General features: G+C 74.3%; 24 protein-coding genes. 9 read left to right on the plus strand and 15 right to left on the minus strand.

Translation table 11 applies throughout. The features are described from left to right. Positions 1 to 17 precede the first annotated feature (17 nt). On the plus strand, positions 18 to 755 hold the full coding sequence (locus tag IEY96_RS28190; protein ID WP_189197827.1) for a hypothetical protein: 738 nt from the start codon (positions 18 to 20) through the stop codon (positions 753 to 755). Between the two features lie 9 nt (positions 756 to 764). Here the strand turns inward: IEY96_RS28190 and IEY96_RS28195 are convergent, their stop codons facing one another. From IEY96_RS28195 to IEY96_RS28205, 3 genes are all read right to left on the minus strand, one after another. After that, positions 765 to 1,703, minus strand: coding sequence for a GlxA family transcriptional regulator (locus tag IEY96_RS28195; RefSeq protein ID WP_189197828.1), 939 nt, complete (start codon positions 1,701 to 1,703; stop codon positions 765 to 767). A gap of 3 nt (positions 1,704 to 1,706) precedes the next feature. Beyond that, positions 1,707 to 2,306 carry an isochorismatase family protein gene (locus tag IEY96_RS28200; protein ID WP_189197829.1) on the minus strand — a complete coding sequence of 200 codons (600 nt, stop codon included), beginning with the start codon at positions 2,304 to 2,306 and terminating at the stop codon, positions 1,707 to 1,709. 103 nt (positions 2,307 to 2,409) lie between these two features. Then, on the minus strand, positions 2,410 to 3,159 hold the full coding sequence (locus tag IEY96_RS28205; protein ID WP_189197830.1) for a lysophospholipid acyltransferase family protein: 750 nt from the start codon (positions 3,157 to 3,159) through the stop codon (positions 2,410 to 2,412). 121 nt (positions 3,160 to 3,280) lie between these two features. Between IEY96_RS28205 and IEY96_RS28210 the strand changes: the two genes are divergently transcribed. Together IEY96_RS28210 and IEY96_RS28215 are read left to right on the plus strand one after the other, a co-directional pair. Further along, positions 3,281 to 3,928, plus strand: a complete 648-nt coding sequence (locus tag IEY96_RS28210) for an alpha/beta hydrolase (protein WP_189197831.1) — start codon at positions 3,281 to 3,283, stop codon at positions 3,926 to 3,928. A gap of 19 nt (positions 3,929 to 3,947) precedes the next feature. Beyond that, positions 3,948 to 4,340, plus strand: coding sequence for a VOC family protein (locus IEY96_RS28215; protein WP_189197832.1), 393 nt, complete (start codon positions 3,948 to 3,950; stop codon positions 4,338 to 4,340). A 55-nt stretch (positions 4,341 to 4,395) separates the two neighbouring features. On the opposite strand, the gene IEY96_RS28220 is transcribed toward IEY96_RS28215, so the two are convergent. From IEY96_RS28220 to IEY96_RS28250, 7 genes are all read right to left on the minus strand, one after another. Further along, positions 4,396 to 6,456, minus strand: coding sequence for an amylo-alpha-1,6-glucosidase (locus IEY96_RS28220; protein WP_189197833.1), 2,061 nt, complete (start codon positions 6,454 to 6,456; stop codon positions 4,396 to 4,398). Further along, positions 6,456 to 6,824: an SCP2 sterol-binding domain-containing protein gene (locus IEY96_RS28225; protein WP_189197834.1), complete on the minus strand. Its 369-nt coding sequence runs from the start codon at positions 6,822 to 6,824 to the stop codon at positions 6,456 to 6,458. The genes IEY96_RS28220 and IEY96_RS28225 overlap by 1 nt, the downstream gene beginning before the upstream one ends. 171 nt (positions 6,825 to 6,995) lie before the next feature. Beyond that, a complete protein-coding gene (locus IEY96_RS28230; RefSeq protein WP_189197835.1) occupies positions 6,996 to 7,412 on the minus strand; it encodes a CBS domain-containing protein in 417 nt (138 codons plus the stop codon). A gap of 103 nt (positions 7,413 to 7,515) precedes the next feature. Further along, positions 7,516 to 7,953 carry a PPOX class F420-dependent oxidoreductase gene (locus IEY96_RS28235; protein ID WP_189197836.1) on the minus strand — a complete coding sequence of 146 codons (438 nt, stop codon included), beginning with the start codon at positions 7,951 to 7,953 and terminating at the stop codon, positions 7,516 to 7,518. 92 nt (positions 7,954 to 8,045) lie between these two features. Next, the gene (locus IEY96_RS28240; protein ID WP_189197837.1) at positions 8,046 to 9,071 is read right to left on the minus strand and encodes an aspartate-semialdehyde dehydrogenase; all 1,026 of its coding nucleotides are present in this window, start codon (positions 9,069 to 9,071) and stop codon (positions 8,046 to 8,048) included. Between the two features lie 308 nt (positions 9,072 to 9,379). Further along, the gene (locus tag IEY96_RS28245; protein ID WP_189197838.1) at positions 9,380 to 10,726 is read right to left on the minus strand and encodes a M16 family metallopeptidase; all 1,347 of its coding nucleotides are present in this window, start codon (positions 10,724 to 10,726) and stop codon (positions 9,380 to 9,382) included. Then, a complete protein-coding gene (locus IEY96_RS28250; RefSeq protein ID WP_189197839.1) occupies positions 10,723 to 12,015 on the minus strand; it encodes a M16 family metallopeptidase in 1,293 nt (430 codons plus the stop codon). The genes IEY96_RS28245 and IEY96_RS28250 overlap by 4 nt, the downstream gene beginning before the upstream one ends. Positions 12,016 to 12,096: 81 nt before the next feature. Here IEY96_RS28250 and IEY96_RS28255 point away from each other — a divergent pair, with 81 nt between their 5' ends. Then, the gene (locus tag IEY96_RS28255) at positions 12,097 to 12,810 is read left to right on the plus strand and encodes a phosphodiesterase (protein ID WP_189197840.1); all 714 of its coding nucleotides are present in this window, start codon (positions 12,097 to 12,099) and stop codon (positions 12,808 to 12,810) included. Here the strand turns inward: IEY96_RS28255 and IEY96_RS28260 are convergent. Further along, positions 12,785 to 13,000 carry a hypothetical protein gene (locus IEY96_RS28260; protein WP_189197841.1) on the minus strand — a complete coding sequence of 72 codons (216 nt, stop codon included), beginning with the start codon at positions 12,998 to 13,000 and terminating at the stop codon, positions 12,785 to 12,787. The two genes, IEY96_RS28255 and IEY96_RS28260, sit on opposite strands and share 26 nt — an antisense overlap. A gap of 478 nt (positions 13,001 to 13,478) precedes the next feature. On the opposite strand from IEY96_RS28260, the gene IEY96_RS28265 reads away from it, so the two are divergent. The 3 genes from IEY96_RS28265 (at position 13,479) to IEY96_RS28275 (ending at position 15,175) form a co-directional block, all read left to right on the plus strand. Beyond that, a complete protein-coding gene (locus tag IEY96_RS28265) occupies positions 13,479 to 14,567 on the plus strand; it encodes a 3-deoxy-7-phosphoheptulonate synthase (protein WP_189197842.1) in 1,089 nt (362 codons plus the stop codon). A 122-nt stretch (positions 14,568 to 14,689) separates the two neighbouring features. Beyond that, positions 14,690 to 14,923 (plus strand): hypothetical protein, encoded by a 234-nt coding sequence (locus IEY96_RS28270; RefSeq protein ID WP_256566920.1) that lies wholly within the window; start codon positions 14,690 to 14,692, stop codon positions 14,921 to 14,923. A 42-nt stretch (positions 14,924 to 14,965) separates the two neighbouring features. Continuing rightward, positions 14,966 to 15,175, plus strand: coding sequence for a hypothetical protein (locus tag IEY96_RS28275; protein WP_189197843.1), 210 nt, complete (start codon positions 14,966 to 14,968; stop codon positions 15,173 to 15,175). A 59-nt stretch (positions 15,176 to 15,234) separates the two neighbouring features. On the opposite strand, the gene IEY96_RS28280 is transcribed toward IEY96_RS28275, so the two are convergent. From IEY96_RS28280 to IEY96_RS28290, 3 genes are read right to left on the minus strand one after another with little or no spacing between them, the layout of a single operon-like run. Beyond that, positions 15,235 to 15,774, minus strand: coding sequence for a DUF1360 domain-containing protein (locus tag IEY96_RS28280; RefSeq protein WP_189197844.1), 540 nt, complete (start codon positions 15,772 to 15,774; stop codon positions 15,235 to 15,237). A gap of 33 nt (positions 15,775 to 15,807) precedes the next feature. Further along, the gene (locus IEY96_RS28285) at positions 15,808 to 16,131 is read right to left on the minus strand and encodes a hypothetical protein (RefSeq protein WP_189197845.1); all 324 of its coding nucleotides are present in this window, start codon (positions 16,129 to 16,131) and stop codon (positions 15,808 to 15,810) included. Further along, positions 16,131 to 16,430, minus strand: a complete 300-nt coding sequence (locus tag IEY96_RS28290) for a DUF6158 family protein (protein ID WP_189197846.1) — start codon at positions 16,428 to 16,430, stop codon at positions 16,131 to 16,133. The genes IEY96_RS28285 and IEY96_RS28290 overlap by 1 nt, the downstream gene beginning before the upstream one ends. Positions 16,431 to 16,552: 122 nt before the next feature. Between IEY96_RS28290 and IEY96_RS28295 the strand changes: the two genes are divergently transcribed. Together IEY96_RS28295 and IEY96_RS28300 are read left to right on the plus strand one after the other, a co-directional pair. Then, the gene (locus IEY96_RS28295) at positions 16,553 to 16,972 is read left to right on the plus strand and encodes a hypothetical protein (RefSeq protein ID WP_189197847.1); all 420 of its coding nucleotides are present in this window, start codon (positions 16,553 to 16,555) and stop codon (positions 16,970 to 16,972) included. A 25-nt stretch (positions 16,973 to 16,997) separates the two neighbouring features. Continuing rightward, a complete protein-coding gene (locus IEY96_RS28300) occupies positions 16,998 to 17,327 on the plus strand; it encodes a DUF3817 domain-containing protein (protein WP_189197848.1) in 330 nt (109 codons plus the stop codon). A 10-nt stretch (positions 17,328 to 17,337) separates the two neighbouring features. Here the strand turns inward: IEY96_RS28300 and IEY96_RS28305 are convergent, their stop codons facing one another. Further along, positions 17,338 to 17,856, minus strand: a complete 519-nt coding sequence (locus tag IEY96_RS28305; RefSeq protein WP_189197849.1) for a DUF6232 family protein — start codon at positions 17,854 to 17,856, stop codon at positions 17,338 to 17,340. Positions 17,857 to 17,881: the final 25 nt, after the last annotated feature.

Consider the following 17,881-nt stretch of genomic DNA (forward strand, 5'->3'; position numbering starts at 1 on the left):
ATCGGGAGGTCGTGACCGTGTCGGAGGATGCCGCACCGTTCTTCATCGGGCCGCACCGCTTCGACGCGGATGACGATCCCACCCGTCCCGTGCTCGACCGGCGATACGCGCTGCTCCCGGAGCCGGGCGAGCAACTGCTCGGGCAGCACCGGCTGCTGGTGGCCGGTCACCTGCTCGGCCCCACCGACGACGTCCGGTCCTGGGCGCTGCCCACGCCGGCGACGGTCACCGTGACGGACCGGCGGCTGGCGTACGTCTGCACCGGCTCCGAGCTGTCCCTGGTCTCCGGGCGGGACGGCCGGACGGACGCCCGGCACCGGCGTCCGGTCCGGCTGTCCCGCCTGGTCAGCGGCCAGATCCGCTGGCAGTGGCCGTCCCGGTTGGAGCTGGCCGAGGGCTCGGACGGCACCGGCGAGCTGCGGGTGGTCTGCGACGCGCTGCGCACCATCCGGCAGCCGGCGCTGGCGCTCACCGGCCCGGTCGCCCTGGTCGCCGCGCTGGCCCGGCAGGTACGCCGCTCGGTGGCCGCGTTCCGGCTGCGCCGCCCCGAGTTGGTGGACCTCTCCCCGCCGGAGCGGGCCGCCCTGACGGCCCGGATGAACCCGTCCCCCGGCCCGGCCCTGGGGTCGGTGACCCTGCCGGGTTCGTTGCCGGTCGAGTTCCTGTCCCGCGACGACTACTACCGTCCGGCCGAGCCGACGGCCTGGCCCCGCCAGGACGTCCCGGCGCGGGACCGCCCCGGCTCCGCCTGCTGACCCGGGGGGTCAGCCGGCCAGCCGCAGCGTGGCCGGGTCGGGGCGGCCCCGGGCGCGCAGCCGGCGCAGCATCCGGGCGTCGGTGAAGCCGACGGCGCGGGCGGCGGCCTCCACCGTGGCGCCGTGTCCGATCAGGTGCTCGGCGCGTTCCACTCGCAGCAGCTGCTGGTAGGCGAGCGGGGTCAGCCCGGTGGCCTGCCGGAACAGCCGGCTCAGGGTGCGTTCGGCGACGCCGCAGGCGGCGGCCAGCTCGGCCAGCGGCAGCGGCTCGGCGTAGTGCCCGTCGATCAGGTCCTGCGCCCGGTGCACGGCGTCGGACAGGTGCGACCGGTAGCGCATCATGGCGCTGGTCTGCTGCTCGTGGCCGTTGCGGCGGGCGTACACGACGAGGGTGCGGGCGATCCGGGCGGCCACCGCCGGGCCGTGCCGGGTGGCGATCAGGTGCAGCGCCACGTCGATGCCGCTGGCGATGCCGGCCGAGCTGACCACCCGGTCGTCGACCACGTAGAGCACGTCGCGGACCACCCGGGCCGCCGGGTGCCGCCTCGCCAGCTCGTCCTGCACGTCGTGGTGGGTGGTGCAGCGCCGCCCGTCGAGCAGGCCGGCCCGGGCGAGCGCGAAGGCGCCCGCGCAGACGCTCGCCACGGTGCCGCCGGCCGCGTGGTGGTCGGCCAGCCGCCGCAGCTCGTCCGGCCCGACCGGCCCCGCCGGGCCGTGCGCCGACAACCGCCACCCGGGTACGACCACCAGGTCGTCGCGGTCCAGCGCGGGCCAGTCGAGGGTGGCCCGCAGCGACACCCCCTGCACGGTCGGCACCTCGGGCGTGGCGGCGACGTAGTGCAGGCGGTAGTCGTACCCGAGGTCGGCGGCGGTGGAGAAGACCTGGGCCGGCCCGGCGAGGTCCAGCAGGTGCAGCTGCGGGACCAGGAGGAACGCGACCCGGGCCATGGATCAGGCGCCGACCGGGAGCGGGGTCATCTCGGCGACGGTGCGCACGGTGGCGAACCGGCCGGCCAGCGCGTACTCGGTGCGGGCGGTCATCTCGGCGGCGGACAGGGTGCGCGGGTCGGCCAGGATCCGCTCCAGCGGGGCGTCGGCCGGCAGGTCCCGGTGCGGGGTGGGGAAGGTGACGGTCGCGTCGGTCACGAAGGTCATCTCGTACCCGAGGTCGCAGCCGACCCGGGCGGTGGTCTCCACGCACTGCTCGGTGCGGATGCCGCAGACCGCCACCTCGCGGATCCCGGCGAGGGTGAGCAGCTGCTGGAGGTTGGTGGTGGTGAAGGCGTTGTGCGAGGTCTTGACCAGCGTCGGCTCCCCGGCCGCCGGTGTGAGGCCGTCGATGAGCCGGACGTGGCCGAGCGCCGGGTCGAACACGCCACCGGTGCCCGGCTCGGCGTGCAGGACCCAGACCACGAGGTCACCCCGGCGGCGGGCCGCGTCGACCAGGCGGTTCACCTGGTCGACGATGTCCGGCTGGGAGGCGTGGGCCCAGATCGGGCGCTGCCGGAAGGACTCCTGGACGTCGATGACGACGAGTGCTGCTCTGCTCATGGGCTCGATCCTGGCCGGGCGGGCGCCCGGCCGGCAGACACCATCATGCCCGGATGCGGAACGATCCGGCCACGACCGACGGCTCCAGGTCGCGGCGCGGCGATCAGGAGGCGGTGGTGCGGCGGCCCGGGCGGTCCAGCTCGGCGGCCTGCTGCGGGGTGGGCGCGGAGCCGCCCAGGTGGGCCGGCTGCCACCAGGCGTCGTCCGGGCCGGCGGGCTGGTCCGGATACTCCCGCTGGGCCCGGTCGACCAGCGCCGTGAGGCGGGTGCGCAGCTCGGCGGTCAGGGCGTTGCCGTCCGGGTACGCGGCCGGCTCGATGGGCTCGCCGATCAGGATGGTGATCGGGGTGTGCCGGCGGGTCAGCGTGCGCGGCCGGCCCTTGGTCCACAGCCGCTGGGTGCCCCAGAGCGCGACCGGCAGCAGCGGCACGGCCGCCTCCTGGGCCATCCGGGCCGCGCCGTTCTTGAGCTCCTTGACGGTGAGCGAGCGGCTGATCGTCGCCTCCGGAAAGACGCCGACCACCTCGCCGCGGCGCAGGGCGGCCACCGCGGAGGCGTACGAGCCGGCGCCGGCGGCCCGGTTCACGGGGATGTGCTTCATGCCGCGCATCAGCGGGCCGGAGACCTTGTGCCGGAAGACGGCGTCCTTGGCCATGAACCGGACCAGGCGGCGGGACTCGTGCGCGCCGTAGCCGCAGAAGATGAAGTCGAGGTAGCTGACGTGGTTGGAGGCCAGCACCGCCCCGCCGGTGCGCGGCACGTGGTGGCTGCCCTCCACGCGTAGGCGCAGGTCGAGGGCGCGGAACATCGTCTTGGCGGCGAGGATCACGGGCGGGTACACGAGTTCCGGCATCCACCAACTTTACCCCGAGTAGGTTACGGGACCGTAGGGGCGAGGAGCGCCGTCGGAAACCCGGCTCTGCCGTCGGCAGATCCGGTGGCGGGCGGGGTACCCGAGCGGCCAGCATGGCCGGATGACCGATCGCGCCGTACTGCTCTGGATCCACGGCGGCGGATGGCGGGCCCGCTCCGAGGAGGACGGGACCGCCCTCGCCCCGCTCGGGCTGCGGGTGGTGCCCGCGACCTACCGCTTCGCGGCCGAGGCCAGCTGGCCGGCCCAGCTGGACGACGTACGCGCCGCGGCGCGGGCCGCCCGGGCCGCGGCGGGCGGGCTGCCGCTGCTGGTCGGCGGCGACTCGGCCGGCGCCATGCTGGCCCTGCACCTGGGCTTGCGCGGGGTGGACCGGCCCGGCGACGTCCGGGCGGTGCTGGCGTACTGGGCGCCGGTCGACCCGCTGGACCCGCAGTGGCGGCGGCTGCGCCGCCACGACGACCCCTGGGTCGACCTGCTCGGCCACCCGCCCGCCGCGGACGACCCGGCGACGGTCGACGCGACCGTCGCCAGCCACCTGGGTTCGGGCCTCCCGGTGCTGCTGGTGCACGGCCGCGACGACGCCGCGGTTCCGGCCGCCCAGTCGGTCGGCCTGGCCGGCCGGCTGCTCGCCGCCGGCCACCCGGCGCACCTCTGGCTCACCCACGGCGGGCACGCGCTCGACCTGGCCCGCCCCGACATCCAGGCGGTCACCGCCACGTTCCTGGACACCGTCCTCCCGCCGGCCTGAGCCGACTACGGTGCAGGGCATGCCCGACCTCACGGCGATCGTCATCCACTGCCGGGACCCCTACCTGCTCGCCCCGTTCTGGAGCACGGTGACGGGGCTGCCGGTGGTCGACCAGGACCGGGCGAAGCTCGCCGACCGGTCGCTGGAGCCGGGCGAGTCGGTGCTGCTGCGCGACCCCGCCGGCCACCGCCCGGACGTGTGGATCAGCCCCGTCGACGACCTGCCCGGTCCCGGCCGGATCCACCTGGACCTGGTCGGCGACGCCGAGGAGCGGGCCGCCGTGCTGGAGGCGGGCGCGACGGTGGTCCGCGAGCTGCCCCGGTGGACCGTGCTGGCCGACCCGGAGGGCAACGAGTTCTGCCTGCTCCCCCAGGGCGAGGCGCACGGCGACACGCTGCTGCCCGGGCACTGAACGCCCGGCGGCGCCGCCGGTCCCGCGGGCTCGGCGGCGCCGGTTCCGGTGCCGGTCAGTCGACCAGGTTGTGCAGGTCGATCCGGCCCCGGGCGAAGGCGTCCACCCGGCCCCACCGGCCCGGGATGTCCAGCACCTCGATCCGCCCCATGCCGACCGGCAGCCGCGGGTCCACCGCGAGGTGCCCCTCGTGCGGTTCCAGCCCCAGCATGGTCCGGATCAGCAGCAGCGGGGTCCCCGTCGACCAGGCCTGCGGGCTGCACGCCGTCGGATACTCCACCGGGAACTTGGTCAGCTCCCGCTGGTAGCCGCCGAACGCCTCCGGCAGCCGCCCGTCGAAGTACCGCGCCGCGTCCAGGATGCCGTTGGCGATGGTGGCGGCCTCCTCGGCGAAGCCGTACCGACGCAGCCCCCAGGCGATGAAGGAGTTGTCGAACGGCCAGATCGTGCCGTTGTGGTAGCCGATCGGGTTGTAGCGGACCTCGCCCTCGGCCAGGGTGCGCACCCCCCAGCCGGAGAAGAGCCGTGGGCCGACCAGGTGCGCGGCGACCTGCGCCGCCCGGTCCTCGTCCACGATGCCGCTCCACAGCAGGTGGCCGATGTTGGAGCTGAGCACGTCGCACTGCCGGCCGTTCGGGTCCAGCCCCAGGGCGTAGTAGCCGCCGTCGTCCACCCACCAGTCCCGGTTGAACCGCTCCTTCAGCTGCGCCGCCTCACGCTCCAACTGCTCGGCGTACGCCGGGTCGTCCCAGAACTCCCGGGCCAGCCGGGCGGCCCGCATCTTCGCGTCGTACGCGTACCCCTGCACCTCGCAGGTGGCCCGCGGGAAGGGCGGCAGCGTCCCGTCGGAGTAGGAGAGGGAGTCCCAGGAGTCCTTCCAGCACTGGTTCTCCAGGCCGGTGTCGGTGTTGCGCCGCTCGTACCAGATGTAGCCGTTGCCGACCAGGTCGGCGTAGTCGTCGACCCACTTCAGGGCGGCCCGGCACTCGCGTTCCAGCTCCTTGACCAGCGCGACGTCGCCGCTCCACTTCTCGTACTCGTCAAGCAGCACGATGAACAGCGGGGTCGCGTCCACCGACCCGTAGTACGGCGAGTGCGGCTGTTCCTCGAAGGCGGCGGTCTCGCCGTAGCGCATCTCGTGCAGGATCCGGCCCGGGTCCTCGTCGCGGAAGTCGTCGAACCGGGTGCCCTGCAACGCGCCCAGGATGCGCAGCGTGGTCTTCGACATCTCCGGCGCGAACGGCAGCACCTGGAGGCAGGTGAAGATGCTGTCCCGGCCGAACATGGTCATGAACCAGGGCAGGCCGGCGGCCGGCAGGGTCTGGCCGCCGAGGGAGAGCGGCGAGAACCGCAGCGCGGCCAGGTCGATGAGGCTGCGCCGGTACGTCGAGGCCAACTGCTCGTGCTCCGTGTTGACCTTCGGCGCCTTGGCGACCCACCGCTCCAGGTCGTGCTGGAGGGCCAGCCGCTCGGTGCCGTGCGCGCGCAGCCCCATCCGCAGGTCCCGCCCGCCCGGCCCGACCGCGTGGGTCTGCACGTCGATGGCGGTGTCCCACTGCTCGTTGGGTTCGAGGTGGATGCTCCAGGCGAACCCGTTGCGGTCGTAGCGGGCCGGCCGGGAGGCGGCGATGACCGTTTCGCGGCGGAAGTTGCCCCGCCGGTAGCCGAGCCGCAGCCGGTCCGCCTCGGCCTCGGCGTAGGTCTCGCCCTTCTTGTTCAGGATCTCGTCCTTGACCTGGAACAGGTCGGCGAAGTCGGCGCCCGCCTCCATCCGGATCTCCAGGTCGACCGCCTTCTCGTCATGGTTGAGGATGGTCAGCGTCTCCCGGAAGCTGCCGCCCACCGCCCGCTCCCGGATGATCGACAACTTGGCGTCGATGTAGTGCGTGGCCATCCCCGGCACCAGGAAGAACCGGGCCTCGTAGTACTGGAGGTCGTCGTAGGAGAGCGCGTTGAGGCGCTCGCCGTTGACGGTCAGCACCCACTTGGACAGGAACCGCGTGTCGATCGAGAAGAGGCCGGTCGGCTCGCTCGGCGTGGCCTCGATGTCGCCGGTGTCCTCGGAGACCACGAAGGTGTTGCCGTCGAGGATCCGGATGGTGTTGTTCGCAGCCATCAGGCAGCCCTCCTCTGGAACGAGTGGTGCGGCCCCCGGGACTCCGGCGGACCGGGAAAGATCCGTTCGAGCTGCAACACCAGGCGCAGGTCGCCGGAGACGGTCATGTCCCCGCGCAACAGCGCCGCGATGGCGTTCTCCTCGCCGCTGACCAGCTCACCGAAGAGCCGGGGCTCGGTCCCCACCACCGTGTCGGCCTCCTGGTCCTCCTGGCGGACCCGGAGGTTGCCCCGGTCGATCTCCAGCAGCCAGTGTGTGGTCTGCGGTCCCTCGTGCAGGTCGAACCGGAGAGTTCCCGAGGTCTTGGCCAGCAGCGGCTCGAACCCTCGCCGGTCCAGGTCCTCGAAGAACTTCGTGGTCGTGTCCATCCGGGCGACTCCTCCCGCGATCCGCGGCCTCCGACGTCCGAGGACGGGTCCCCGCCGGGTGGGCGGTCAACCTCGCCCGGTTCGGGTGAGTCGCGCGCCGGGCCTGCGCGCCCTCGGGCAGCGCGAACGCCGGCCTCCGAACCGGAGGCCGGCGTCACCGCGGCGGACGGGTCAGTTGTTGGGTTCGTCGGCGCTGATGTCCGCGAGCACCGACTGGGGTTCCCGCTCCACGGCCAGGTCACCCATGGAGACCAGGCCGACCAGGCGGCCGTCGTCGATCACCGGGAGCCGGCGGACCGCGTAGGTGCGCATCAGGTCGGCGGCGGCCACCGCGTCGTCGTACTGGCTCACCGTCACCACGTCCTTGCTGGTGATCTGGTTGAGCCGGGTCGTGTTGGGATCCATGTTCTCGGCCACGCCCCGCACCGTGATGTCCCGGTCCGTGACGATGCCGACCACGTTGTCGCCATCGGTCACCACCACGTCGCCGATGGCGCTGTCCCGCATCTCCTGCGCCGCGGCGGTGAGGGTGTCGCTGCCGTCCATCGTCACCAACCGGGTCGTCATGAACTCTCCGACCGTTGTCATGGTGCTCCCCTCTCGGTGTCGGCACGGCGGTCTACCCGGCGGCGCGGGCGAGGTAACGCGGCACCGCCGCGGGCGAGGCGGCGTGGCGCCGTCGGGGCGCCGGTCAGCGCGGCGGCATCCCGTAGACCCGCTCGACGTGCAGCCGGAGCACCAGCCGGCGCTCGGCCACCATGGCCCGCCGGAAGTCGTCCCAGTCCGGGTGTTCGCCCTGCACCGCCCGGTAGAGCCCGACCAGTTCCCCGACGGTCGCGTCGTCCGGCCGCTCCGCCACCGCGGTCAGCTCGGCCCGCGCCTCCGCCACCGCGTACGCCCAGCCGTCCTCGCTGCTGACGTGGAAGCTGGCGCGGGGGTCGCGGCGCAGGTTGGCGGTCTTGGCCCGGCCGTCGGTGACCGAGACCCGGATCAGCCCGGCGTCCCGGTCGAAGGAGTGCACCACGGTGGACAGCTGGGGCCGGCCGTCCCGCTTCAGCGTGGCGAGCACGCCGAGCCGCCGGCTCGCGATGAGGTCGGTCAGGGCCTGCCGGGTCCGCTCGTCCGCCATGGGGGCCTCCCGTGTCGACTGGTGTGGTCGTCCCCATCTCACCGCACTTCCCGCCCGCGTGCCCGGCCACCCGCCGGGCACGCGGGACCGGGTCAGCGCAGCTCGGCGGCGACCAGCTCGGCGAGCTGCACGGCGTTGAGCGCCGCGCCCTTGCGCAGGTTGTCGTTCGCGCAGAACAGGGCGAGCCCGTGCTCGACGGTCTCGTCGGCCCGGATCCGACCCACGTACGTCGGGTCCTGGCCGGCCGCCTCCAGCGGGGTCGGCACGTCGCTCAGCGCCACGCCCGGCGCGCCGTCGAGCAGCTCGCGGGCCCGGGCCGGGGTGAGCGGGCGGGCGAAGCGCGCGTTGATCTGGAGGGAGTGGCCGGTGAAGACCGGCACCCGCACGCAGGTGCCGGAGACCTTGAGCCCGGGGATCTCCAGGATCTTGCGGCTCTCGTTGCGCAGCTTCTGCTCCTCGTCGGTCTCGAACGAGCCGTCGTCGACGATCGAACCGGCCAGCGGGAGCACGTTGAAGGCGATCGGGCGGGCGAACGAGCGCGGCGCGGGGAACTCCACGGCCGACCCGTCGAAGGCGAGCCCGGCGGCGTGCTCGGCGACCTTGCGGACCTGCTCGTCCAGCTCGGCCACGCCGGCCAGGCCGGCCCCGGAGACGGCCTGGTAGGTGGCGACGACCAGGCTGACCAGCTCGGCCTCCTGGTGCAGCGGGCGCAGCACCGGCATGGCGGCCATCGTGGTGCAGTTGGGGTTGGCCACGATGCCCCTGGGCCGGTCGGCGATGGCGTGCGGGTTGACCTCGGCGACCACCAGCGGCACCTCGGGGTCCATGCGGAACGCCGAGGAGTTGTCGATGACGACCGCGCCCGCCTCGGCGACCCGGGGGGCCAGCTCCCGGGCGGTGCCCTTGCCCGCCGAGAAGAGCACGATGTCCAGGCCCCGGTAGTCGGCCGTGGCCGCGTCCTCGACGGTGACCTCGCCGTCGCGCCAGGGCAGCGTGCGCCCGGCCGACCGGGCCGAGGCGAACAGCCGCACCTGCTCCGCCGGGAAGTCGCGCTCCGCCAGCACCTGCCGCATCACGCCACCGACCTGGCCGGTGGCCCCCACAATGCCGATCCTCATGCCCGCGAGGCTACCCAGCCGGGCGGGGCCGGCGGGATACCTTTCCCAGCGCGCGGGCCGCGCGCCGCCGGCCACCTCGTTCGCCGATCGGGCCGTCGACCTGCAACGACACCGCCCGACGGCGGGCCACCGGCGAAGAATCGCCCGCCATCCGGGGGCCGGGCCGGAGCTTCCGCGTCCACCGGCCGGCCACCGGACGACCTGTGACGCGACGGGAATCACATCCGAGGTCCCGCCGTGGCGGTGTCCCCGGCCGGTCGACACCGCCACGTCGCCGGGCCGGCGAGAACCGGCCCCGGCCCGACGCGTCAGGGGGCGTGGTCGACGACCTCGCCTAGGCCGGCGGCCACCAGGTCGTCCCGGATCAGCGCCGAGTCGCCCTCGACCACCAGGGTGAGCGACTCCGGGTGCAGGTGCGCGACGGCCGCCGCGGAGACCTCCTCGACGGTCGCGGCGAGCAGCGCCTCGCGCAGCCGGGCGTGGTAGTCGTCCGGCAGGTCGTGCACGACCAGAGTGGTGAGCGCCGAGGCGATGGCCCGGGGGCTCTGCAGCTCGACCGAGAGCTGGCCGGCCCGCCAGGAGCGGGCCACCGCCAGCTCGTCCTCGGTCACCCCGGTCAGGCGGGTACGCGACACCTCGCCGACCGCCTCGACCAGGGCCGGCGCGGTCACCGCGGTCTGCACGCCGGAGCTGATCGCGAACCGCCCGAACCGGCGGGACGAGGCGAAGTCGCCCCGGATCCCGTACGTGTAGCCGCGCACCTCACGGATCAGGTGGTTGAGTCGGGAGGTGAACGCCCCGCCGAGCACCGTGCCGGCCAGCGTCATGGGCACGTGGTCCGGGTGGGCGCGGTGCGGCGAGGGGTGCCCGAGGCGGAGCGTCGACTGCACCGAGCCGGGACGGTCGACCAGGATGATCCGCCGCCGCTCCGACAGCGGCACCTCGATCGGGCCGCCCTTGTCCGGCGCCGCGCCGCCGGCCCCCGTGAACACCGTCGCGGCGAGCGCGTCGAGGTCGATCCGGTCCAGGTCACCGGCGACGATCAGAGTGCCGGGGCGGATGAACCACTCGGAGTGGAAGACCGTCACGTCGTCCACGTCCAGGGCGGCCACGCTGTCCGGGTCGCCGTACAGCGGGCGGCCCCAGCGGTTGTCCGCGCCGAACAGGTCGGCGCGCAGCACGGCGTCGGCGCGCGGGCCCGGGTTCGCCCAGTCCATCCGCAGCGCGGTCGCCTCGTCGTCGCGGACCCGCCGCACGTCGGCCGGGTCGAGCTTGGGCGTGCGCACCGCCTCGGTGAGCAGTTCCACGGCCGCGCCCAGCCGGTCCACCGGCACCTGCACGCTGACCTGGAACGAGTCCCAGTCCAGGCCGGCCACCAGCTCGGTGCCGAGCGCCTCGATGGCCAGGGCGTACGCGGTGGCGTCCCGCTGCGCGGTGCCCTCCTCCAGCGCCTTGGCCAGCACGCCGCCGAGCCCCTCCTTGCCGACCGGCTCCCGGCCGGCGCCGCCGTCGAGCAGCAGCAGCGCGACGGCGAGGTTCTGCCCGGGCAGGTGCGCGGCGACGACCTGCCCGCCGGCGGCGGACCGGCGGACCACCTGCGGGAACCGGTACGGGCGGGCGGCGCCCGCGCCGGGACGGGTGGCGATCAGCGTCATGAGGTCTCCTCGGGCAGGTAGGTGAGGGTCGCCCGGTCGGCCGCGCCGAGCAGCTCGGCGGCCTGCTCGGCGATCTGCTCGGCGGTGACGGCCAGCCAGGCGGGCAGCCGCTCGCCGGCCCGGGCCGGGTCGCCGAACTGGGTGGCGTAGCGGCCGAGGGTGTCCGCACGACCGTCCACCGTGGACATCTGCCGCCACCACATGGTGCTGAGCAGCGCCTTGGCCCGGTCCAGCTCGGCGGCGGTCACCGGCACGGTGGCCAGTTCGTCGACCACCTCGGTCAGCCCCTCGCGCAGCCGGTCGCCGGACACACCGGGGCGGGCCGTGGCGGTGGCGATCAGCGGCGCGGGGCCGTGTGCCAGGTCCACCCCGTACGCCCCGACCAGGTCCGGCTGGGCGATCCGCTCGCCGTCGGCGAGGCGCTGGTAGAGCCGGCTGCCCCGGCCGCTGCCCAGCACGGTGGCGAGCACGGTGGTCACGTCGTAGCCGGGGGTGCCGAACGGGTGGGTGCGGTGCGCGACGTAGACGCGGGGAGCGGGCACGTCGGTGGTGACCGTCTCCACCCCCGGGCCGCCGCCGGCCGGGACCGTGCGCCCGTCGGGGGCGGCCGGGATGTCGTCGCGCGGCGGCAGGGCGCCGAAGTACTTGTCGGCCAGCGCGAACACCTCGGCCGCGGTGGTGTCGCCGACCACGGTGAGCACGGCGTTGTTCGGCGCGTAGAAGGTGCTGTGGAACGCCTGGAAGGTGGCCAGGTCGGCGGCGTTCAGGTCGGCCATCGAGCCGATCGTGGCGTGGTGGTACGGGTGCCCGGGCGGATAGAGCAGCGGCAGCAGCCGCAGCCAGGCGTCGCCGTAGGGCACGTTCTCGTAGCGCTGGCGGCGCTCGTTCTTCACCACGTCCCGCTGGTTGTCCAGCGTCTCCTGGGTCAGCGCGGGGACCAGCCCGCCCATTCGGTCGGCCTCCAGCCAGAGCGCCAACTCCAGGTGCTCGGCCGGGACCGTCTCGAAGTAGTTGGTCCGGTCCGGGTTGGTGGTGGCGTTGAGCGAGCCGCCGGAGCCCTGGATGAGCTTCATGTGCTCGGTCTTCGCCACGTTGACCGAGCCCTCGAACATCAGGTGCTCGAAGAGGTGGGCGAAGCCGGTCTGCCCCTCCGGTTCGTGGCGGGATCCCACGTCGTACCAGAGGTTCACGGCGACCGCGGGAGCCGTGCGGTCCTCGCTCACCACCACGCGCAGACCGTTGTCCAGTCGGGTCGTCTCGATCGGCCAGGGGTAACCGCTGTCGGGCATGGCACGACGCTATCCGATCTCGCGGGCGGAAAGGTGACGTGCGGGGAGCATCGTCGCCGCGCGCCGGGGTACTCGCCGCACATGTCCTCCCCCGCATCGTCCTTGGTCGAACACGCCGCCGCCGCGCTGGCCCGGCTCCGGCACGCCCGGCTGCTGCATCCCGCCGGCCGCACCTTCTCCGCCGAGGTGCTGATCTGGGGTACGCCGGGCCCGCCCACCGGCGTGCCGCTGCTGGACCTGCCCGGCCGGTGGCCCGCGACCGTCCGGCTGTCCAAGGGCGTACCCACCCCGGGAAGCTGGCCGGACGTGCTGGGGGTGGGGATCCGGCTGCACCGTGACCCGGAGCCGCCGGTGGACCTGCTGGCCAGTTCCAGCGGGGCGGCGCCGGTGCTGCGCCACCTGCCGCTGCCCCGCCGCCGCTTCACCGGGACGTACAGCTCGATCATGTCCTTCCGGGCCGGCCGGCGGCGGCTGTACCTCGCCGTGCTGGCCGACCCGGACTCACCGGAGCTGGGCCGCGGGTTGGCCGAGCTCCCGGCGGCGGCGGGCGACGACGGGCCGCGGCTGGTGCTCGCGGTGGCCTCGGCGGTCGGGCCGTGGCGGCCGTTCGGCGAGGTGCGGCTGGACGGCCCGCGCGACGCCCGGGAGGACGCCGCGCTGGCCTTCGATCCGATCGGCAACGTGCCGCCGGGCCTGCGGGTGGCCGGTCCGCTGGCCTGGTTGCGGGACACCACCTACCGGGGTTCCCGGCGGGGCCGGGGCGCCCGGCTCAGTCGGGCGGCTCGACGGGGGTGACGGTCTGCTCGGAGGTCCGGTGCTCCAGCACGGTGTCCGGTGCCACGTTCCGGTCCTCCTCCCGGATGTCCGATTCGGTGAGGATGGCGTCGGCCTGCGCCTCCGGGTCCTCGCTGCCGGCCGCCGCCTCCTCGGGCAGCAGGTGGGCGCGGGACTCGATCCGGTCCTGGTCGCTCTGGTGGTGGCTCATGCCGTCCTCATACCCCCGCCGAGGCCTGGCGGAACCCCGCGCTTCCCAGCATGCGGTACGCAGCGCAGATCTTTCCGGCCGGCATTCACGCACTGGCAGTGGCCTGTGCCACCGTCGGAGTCCTGCCATTCGGGATGGATCATCGGCCGGACCGGGCGGTCACCCGCGCGGACGGCCCGCGGACACATGCCGTGCCTCTGGAGTTACCCGCAGTTCCATCGACCGGGGTTAACATGAGGCGCGGCTTACCCGACGAGCGGGTGAGACCCACCCCTCCCGTCGGGTACGCTGGTGGGCGTGACGCGGTCGTATCGATGGTTTAGGCAGCCGGCTGGAGGAGCCGGTGACTCGACCATGAGCTGACGTCACTCCTCTTAGAGCCGGCCGGGCAGGGATGATTCCCTGCCCTTTCGCGTACGAGCAGCCGGCTCGATCCCGGGCGCCGGCCCCGGGCACGGTCGGCGGAAGGAACCCCACCGTGACGACGACCCCGGACGTTCATCGGGTCATCGACCAGCGGATCGACCGTGTCGTGCCGCTGACCACCCCGGCCCTGCTGCACCACCACCTGCCGCTCGAGGACCCCCTCGCCGAGGCCGTGGTGGCCGGTCGGCGTGCCGTCGGCCGGGTGCTGGACCGCGCCGACGACCGGCTGCTGGTCGTGGTCGGCCCCTGCTCGGTGCACGACCCCGCCGCCGCCCTGGAGTACGCGGCCCGGCTGCGCCACGCCGCCGACCGGCTCGCCGACGACCTGCTCGTGGTGATGCGGGTCTACTTCGAGAAGCCCCGCTCGACCGTGGGCTGGAAGGGCCTGATCAACGACCCGGGCCTGGACGGCTCGGGCGACGTGAACACCGGCCTGCGTACCGCCCGGGCGCTCCTGCTCGACGTGGTGCGGCTGGGTCTCCCGGTGGGCTGCGAGTTCCTCGACCCGATCACCCCGCAGTACATCGCCGACACGGTGGCCTGGGGCGCGATCGGCGCGCGGACCGTGGAGAGCCAGGTGCACCGCCAGCTCGCCTCCGGCCTGTCCATGCCGATCGGCATGAAGAACCGCCCCGACGGCAGCATCGGCACCGCGGTGGACGCGATCCGGGCGGCCGGCGTCCCGCACGTCTTCCCCGGCATCGACGTCTCCGGCACCCCGGCGATCATGCACACCCGGGGCAACGCCGATGGCCACCTGGTGCTGCGCGGCGGCGGTGGCCGGCCCAACTACGACGCGGATTCGGTGGCCGGGGCGCTGGACCTGCTGCGCGCCGCCGGGCTGCCCGAGCGGGTGGTGGTCGACGCCAGCCACGCCAACAGCGGCAAGGACCACCGCAACCAGCCGCTGGTCGCCGCGGACGTGGCCGCCCAGCTCGCCGCCGGCCAGCGGGGCATCGTCGGCATCATGCTGGAGAGCTTCCTCCAGCCCGGCCGGCAGGACCTCGACCCCACCCGCCGGCTGGAGTACGGCAAGTCGGTCACCGACGCCTGCATCGGCTGGGACACCACCGCCGAGGTCCTCGACCACCTCGCCCAGGCGGTCCGCAACCGCCGCGCCACCCTCCCGACCCCGGCCTGACCCACCCGAGCGTTGATCATGAGGTTGGCGGCAGCGAAGGAGATCGACTTCGCCGCCAACCTCATGATCAACGCCGTGGGGCGGGCCGGGTGGGGACGTTTGACCGATTCGGGCCCGGGTAGCTGACCGGCGTGACCGATGACGCGCCCGTGACCGAGCAGCCGGACACCCGGCCGCTCGACGAACTGCTCGACGACATCTACCACGGCCAGGAGCGGATCAGTCAGGCGGACATCTACCGCCGGGCGGTGGCCGCCGAGCTGCCCGCCGAGCTGCTCACCCGGATCGCCGCCCTGCCGCAGGGCGAGTACGCGGTCGACGAGGCGGCCGACCTGCTCGGCGGGACGGTGGCCTGAGCCTTCCGGCGGACGCGGCCCGAGGACGGAGAGGACAGCGCGATGACCGACCGCAACGAGGAACACGAGCACCCTCCGGCGCTCGGCCAGCCACCCCGGGGCATGGACACGCTTCCGGAGGCCGACTTCGCCAACGAGCACGAGGAGACCGCGGTCGCCGACGACATCATCACCGACGAGGACCGCGAGGAGCGGGAGCCCGAGGCGTCGCGCGGCTGGGCCGGCGAGGACCACGGCACCACCCCCACCTGAGCTGACCCGGACGCGAAGGGGGCCGGCGCGGCGCGCCGGCCCCCTTCTCCGTCGTACGGTCACTCCTCGCGGTGGCCGCCCTCGGCGGCCTGCTGGGCCACCGCGTACCCCATCTGGAGGAAGTCCGAGGCGGCCACCGCGGTCAGCGCGGTGGCGACCAGCCGGGTGAGCCGGGGGGCCAGCACCAGCCCGCCCGTGAGGCCGGTGGCGACCCAGACGGCCAGGCAGAACGGGCAGCTCACCAGCTCGCCGACGGCGTGCCGGGTCGGGCTGCCCTGGTCGCGGACCTGTTCCATCACCTCGCCGCTGCCGATCGGGTGGTCGTAGCGGGTGAAGGGCGCGCGCAGCGGACTGGTGATCGCGTCCTTGGCGAGCAGCCGGCTCAGCTTGTGGGTCGCGATCGAGAGCAGCACCACGTCGCCGGACGCGGGGCGCGCCGGCACCGGACGGCCCGTCGCCCTGACCAGGCCGACCAGCGACGCGGTGACCGCGCCGTACGTGCCCATCGCCACCAGGTAGCCGCCCAGCGGCCGGTGCTCGTGCGGCGCGTACGCCTGGCGCAGCCGCGCCACCTTCTGCTTCAGGCCACTCCCGGTCAACCCGGCCTCCTCGGTATCGTGCCAGCGCCGGCCTCAGCCGGCGGTCAGGTTGTCGGCCACCTCGCGGGCGAGGCTGGCCAGGATCTCGTCGGCCATCCCGTGGTCGGTGCCCGCCAGGTCCAGCCGGACCCGGGCGCCCCCGGCGTCGGCCGGCTCGACGTCGATGTCTGCCGACCAGCCCGCGGACTCGGAGCTCCAGCGGGCCCGCATGTCCTCGGCGTCGACCACCTCGACCCGGTGCGTGCCGGAGCGGCGCAGCTCCTCGGGCAGCCAGGCCGCCGACCGGTCCGGGTCGGTGGCGGTGTTGAAGACCACCTCGGGCGGCGCGGACATGCCGCGCTCGGCGTGGCTGCCCATCAGGCGTCCCGCAGCCGGCTCGGGTCGACCTCCCGACCCGGGTGCCGGGCCAGGTACTCGGTCTCCAGCTCGGCGGTGCGCCGCAGGTGGTTGGCGAGCGCCGAGTCGGTGGCGTGGCGGAGGGTGTCGAGCCGGGTCCGGTGCAGGCTCTGCATCTCCCGGATCAGGTCCTCGTCGCCGAGGTCGGCGGGGTCCACCCCGAGCAGCTCACCGTCGATGTCCTGGGTGCGGGCGTGATCGCCGTCCCACTCGGTCACCCGCTGCTCCGGACTCGCGTCGCGGCGTACTGATTCGGTCATCGTCGCCCCCTCGTCTCGTTCGGGCTGGCGTCTAGACGGATGCCCAGCCGGGGTGCCACCAAACCCTCGCCACCTACGACACCGTGTCGGAGACGGCCGGCGGGCCCGGTACCCTCGATGGCATGAAGCGGCTCTGGACACCGGCGTGGATCGCCCGCCACGTGGCCATGGTCGTGCTGGTGGTGGGCTTCCTCGGGCTCGGCTGGTGGCAGGTCACCCGGGCCGCCGGGGGCAACACGCTGAGCTTCGGTTACGCGATCGAGTGGCCCGTCTTCGCCGGCTTCGTGGTCTTCGTGTGGTGGCGTGAGCTGCGGCACACGCTGCGGGCCACGCGCGAGGAGCAGGCCACCCCGGCGCCGCCGGCGACCGCCGGGTCCGAGCCGGCCGTCGCCACCCCGGCGGTACGCCGGCCGGTGCGGGTCACCCGGGTGCCGGCCGTTCCGGTCGGCGGGGCCGACGACGGCGAGCTGGCCGCGTACAACCGCTACCTTTCCTGGTTGAACGCCAACCCGGGCGCGAAGCCCGGCGACTATCCCGGCTGAGGCCGGTGCGGAAGGACGGACGACGGTGGGCGGAGCCCTTACCCGGTACCGCGTGATCGCCTGGATCGTGGGCGTGGCGCTGGTGGTGCTGGTCCTGATCGGGATGCCGCTGAAGTACGGCTTCGACAACCCGACCGTGGTGGCCGTGGTCGGCACCGCGCACGGCTGGCTGTACATGATCTACCTGGCGCTCACCTTCGACCTGTCGCGCCGGGCCGACTGGCCGCTGAAGCGGATGCTGCTGGTGATGCTCGCCGGCACCGTGCCGTTCGTCTCGTTCTACGCCGAGCGCCGGGTGAGCCACTGGCTGGCCGCCGAGCAGTCGCCCCGGGCCCCGGAGCCGGTCGCCGGCTGACCCGGGGCGGTCAGCGGTTCGGCCGCCACGCCGCCGCCGCGGGCGGGTCCGCCCAGCCGCCGTGGCGTACCCCCTCCCGGGCCCGTTGCAGGGCCCGGGTGACCTGGCCGAACTGCCGCTCGTCGTCGCTGCTGAACAGCAGCACCTCGGCGCCGCCGAGCCGCCCCCACAGCTCGTATGCCGGGGGCCGCCAGCGATCCCCGGCCAGCACGAGCAGCAGCGGCAGCAGCCCGACCGCGCCGAGCGTGAGGTACGCCGCCGCGGTGAGCCGTTGCAGCCCGCCGGTGAAGCCGAGCAGCACGCCGACCCCGCCGATCAGTGCGGCGGAGACGGCGACCGCCCGGAGGGCGAGCCGGTCGTGCGGACCGCGGGCGGTCCAGAGCTGGGTGATGTCGGCGACGGGCCAGCTGTTGCGGCCGACGGTGAAGCGCTCCCCGGTGACCACGATGCCGGGCCGGGCGTAGAGCAGGGTGGAGGCGGCCGCGCCGGGCGACCGGGGCGGGCGGGTGGTAAAGCCATCGGTCTGCACGGCGGCCTCCCCGGGTTCGCGGGCC

Origin of the sequence: Micromonospora fulviviridis, assembly GCF_014648395.1 — a bacterium.
Taxonomy (GTDB): Bacteria; Actinomycetota; Actinomycetes; order Mycobacteriales; family Micromonosporaceae; genus Micromonospora; species Micromonospora fulviviridis.

Bases quoted from the DNA above. Each gene is read 5' to 3' on its own strand.
- IEY96_RS28210 (WP_189197831.1), top strand. From the start codon at position 3,281: ATGACCGATCGCGCCGTACTGCTCTGGATCCACGGCGGCGGATGGCGG.
- IEY96_RS28295 (WP_189197847.1), top strand. From the start codon at position 16,553: ATGAAGCGGCTCTGGACACCGGCGTGGATCGCCCGCCACGTGGCCATG.
- IEY96_RS28200 (WP_189197829.1), bottom strand. From the start codon at position 2,306: ATGAGCAGAGCAGCACTCGTCGTCATCGACGTCCAGGAGTCCTTCCGG.
- IEY96_RS28205 (WP_189197830.1), bottom strand. From the start codon at position 3,159: ATGCCGGAACTCGTGTACCCGCCCGTGATCCTCGCCGCCAAGACGATG.
- IEY96_RS28275 (WP_189197843.1), top strand. From the start codon at position 14,966: ATGACCGACCGCAACGAGGAACACGAGCACCCTCCGGCGCTCGGCCAG.
- IEY96_RS28255 (WP_189197840.1), top strand. From the start codon at position 12,097: ATGTCCTCCCCCGCATCGTCCTTGGTCGAACACGCCGCCGCCGCGCTG.
- IEY96_RS28245 (WP_189197838.1), bottom strand. From the start codon at position 10,726: ATGACGCTGATCGCCACCCGTCCCGGCGCGGGCGCCGCCCGCCCGTAC.
- IEY96_RS28290 (WP_189197846.1), bottom strand. From the start codon at position 16,430: ATGACCGAATCAGTACGCCGCGACGCGAGTCCGGAGCAGCGGGTGACC.
- IEY96_RS28220 (WP_189197833.1), bottom strand. From the start codon at position 6,456: ATGGCTGCGAACAACACCATCCGGATCCTCGACGGCAACACCTTCGTG.
- IEY96_RS28215 (WP_189197832.1), top strand. From the start codon at position 3,948: ATGCCCGACCTCACGGCGATCGTCATCCACTGCCGGGACCCCTACCTG.
- IEY96_RS28195 (WP_189197828.1), bottom strand. From the start codon at position 1,703: ATGGCCCGGGTCGCGTTCCTCCTGGTCCCGCAGCTGCACCTGCTGGAC.
- IEY96_RS28285 (WP_189197845.1), bottom strand. From the start codon at position 16,131: ATGGGCAGCCACGCCGAGCGCGGCATGTCCGCGCCGCCCGAGGTGGTC.
- IEY96_RS28260 (WP_189197841.1), bottom strand. From the start codon at position 13,000: ATGAGCCACCACCAGAGCGACCAGGACCGGATCGAGTCCCGCGCCCAC.
- IEY96_RS28240 (WP_189197837.1), bottom strand. From the start codon at position 9,071: ATGAGGATCGGCATTGTGGGGGCCACCGGCCAGGTCGGTGGCGTGATG.
- IEY96_RS28225 (WP_189197834.1), bottom strand. From the start codon at position 6,824: ATGGACACGACCACGAAGTTCTTCGAGGACCTGGACCGGCGAGGGTTC.
- IEY96_RS28250 (WP_189197839.1), bottom strand. From the start codon at position 12,015: ATGCCCGACAGCGGTTACCCCTGGCCGATCGAGACGACCCGACTGGAC.
- IEY96_RS28230 (WP_189197835.1), bottom strand. From the start codon at position 7,412: ATGACAACGGTCGGAGAGTTCATGACGACCCGGTTGGTGACGATGGAC.
- IEY96_RS28235 (WP_189197836.1), bottom strand. From the start codon at position 7,953: ATGGCGGACGAGCGGACCCGGCAGGCCCTGACCGACCTCATCGCGAGC.